The organism is Campylobacter sp. BCW_4341 (genome assembly GCF_001764255.1).
GTDB lineage: Bacteria > Campylobacterota > Campylobacteria > Campylobacterales > Campylobacteraceae > Campylobacter_D > Campylobacter_D jejuni.
Genome location: NZ_MKAH01000037.1, coordinates 1 through 2,358, shown reverse-complemented (window position 1 = coordinate 2,358; position 2,358 = coordinate 1). Strand labels below are relative to the sequence as shown.

Sequence of the window (2,358 nt, the reverse complement as noted above, 5' to 3'; positions counted from 1 at the left end):
TTTATCAATAGCGGAACCTTAAAAGGCGATGGAAGAAAAGATCCAGGAGGACCTAATGGGGCTATGTTTGCTAGCTCTGGGGTAAATCTTTCTGGTTCTACTATAACAAATTTTGATAACTCAGGTATTCTTTCAGGAAGAGTAGGTATAAATATATCAAGTACCACTATAGATAATTTTAAAAACACTGGTACTATAGAAGGAACATCTGGAGCCAAACAATTATCAGGAGCAGTATTCATTCAAAGTTGGAGAACTTCAAGCTCCACTATTAAAAATTTTGAAAACACAGGTCTAATCAAAAATCAAAACGGCAATGCTATCTTCATAGGTGATGGCAACAAGATAGAAACCCTTACAAATAAAGGAACTATAGAAGCAGGCAACAATGGTATAACTTTTTATGCATTTGATACAAATAAAAAGCCCGTTAATATTGGTAAAATCACTATAGAAAAAGGTGGTGTTATTAAAGCAGGCAATGATGCAATCCATATAGATGGAAGTAAAAATGGTATTGAGGGTGAAGGCATTGAAGTTAAAGCAGGGGGTAGATTAGAAGGTGGTAATGCAGGTATTTATATAGGTGGCGGTAAGCAAGTAAATACTAGCATCAATGTATCTGGAACTATCCAAGGTGGTAATGGGGGTATTATAAATACTGGAACCATTGGAAAAGAAGGACAAGAAAAACAAGAATACGGAATCACTATTGAAAATGAAGGTCTTATTGCTTCTGCAAAAGGAAGTGGTATTTTAAATACTGACAATGGAATTATTTATGGTAATATCTTCAATAGAAGTAATAATAATTTAAGTTTAAAAAATGATTCTGATGCGACTATTACAAGTGGTATTAAAAATGAAGGTGGTGGAACCATCTTTGTTAATAACCAAGGAACCATAGATAAAGATAATAGTGGCAATCATTTAACTAATAGCGGATCTGGTAGCATAGTCATAGAAGATTGGGTTGTTTCTACAGATAAAGATACAGGTAAATTAGACACTGTGGTTGTAGGTGGAAGCAATACGGATAATGTAAAAGTAGATAATATAACCGTTGATCAAGGCAATGCTGATCTAGATGGAATAGGAGATATAAATGATATCATCTCAGGGGTAAAACCAGGTAATATTGGCAATATAGGAACCAATGGTAGTGGAGAAATTGATTTAATCTATGATCCTTCAACAGGAAAAATTCATAAAAGGTTTGATCTTAGTGCTTCCATATCAGGTGCAACCTTTAGATCTTTAATCTCTACTACTTCAAGAAGATCAACCTTTATAGATAATGTTATGGGTAATTCTATGCAAACTTTTGCTTTAGCTTCTTCAAGTAAATCTCAAAGCATTGCTATGTCTGAAAAGGGTAATTTATATGCAGATGCAAGTGATTATATAAAGAGTGATTTAAATAATGGAAGCTATGGTTCTAATAAAGAACATTCTTTATTCATCCTTCCTTATGCTTCTTCACAGAATGTTGAACTTTCTTTAAATGAAGAAAGCAAAGGACACACTAAAGGAACCATTATAGGTTATTCTACTTTAAAAGACAGTGGAATATATGGTGTGTATGCAGGTTATGAAGATACAAAAATGGGTTCAACTTATTTTGATATTAATAATAGAACCTATTATGCAGGTTTAAAATACTTTAATACCTTATTTACTACAGAAAAAGGTCAAGAAGTTTATATCAAAGCTCAAAGTAAAGCTGCTTTGATTAAAAATGATTTAACTAAAAAAATAGGAAATAATGAAGCTAAAGCTGAACCTAATTCTTATGCTTATGGAGTCAATACAGCCTTAGGTATGAATTTTATTTCTAATAAAGATATATTCTCCCCTGAAATAGGTCTTGCTTATGAAGGAGGTTATACTGAAGCTTTTTCTATGAAAGACACTATAGGACAAGCAACAGTTCAAGGTGGAGAAAGAACCTATGCAAACTATTTAAATCTTTTCTCTACTAAAACAAGCTTTACTTGGTTTAGAGATTGGTTGCCTAATTTAAAAACTTCAGTAGAACTTGGAGCTAAGTTTAATATCAATCCTAAAGTAGAAGCGGAGGCTAGATTTGGTAATATAAAAGTAAGTGATGAGTTTTATTTACCAAGAATACAAAAATTTGTAAGTACTTCTTTTATCGTTCCTGTTAATGAAGCTTTCTATTTTAGTTTAAACTATAATGGAATGTTTGATAAAGATGGCAATACCCATACAGGATTTGCTCAGTTTAATTATCTTTGGTAATCTTATAAAAGATAATACTTAGTTTGATTAGTTTACTCTCCTACTTGTTAAAATTTCATCCTGATAATTTTAAAATTATTGGGATGGATGTTTTTA

At 31.8% G+C, this 2,358-nt stretch carries 1 pseudogene; it reads left to right on the top strand.

Annotated features, from left to right (window positions below):
• Positions 1-2,262 (top strand): annotated as a pseudogene (locus tag AJN70_RS05715) (hypothetical protein); the annotation flags it as partial.
• Positions 2,263-2,358 lie beyond the last annotated feature (96 nt).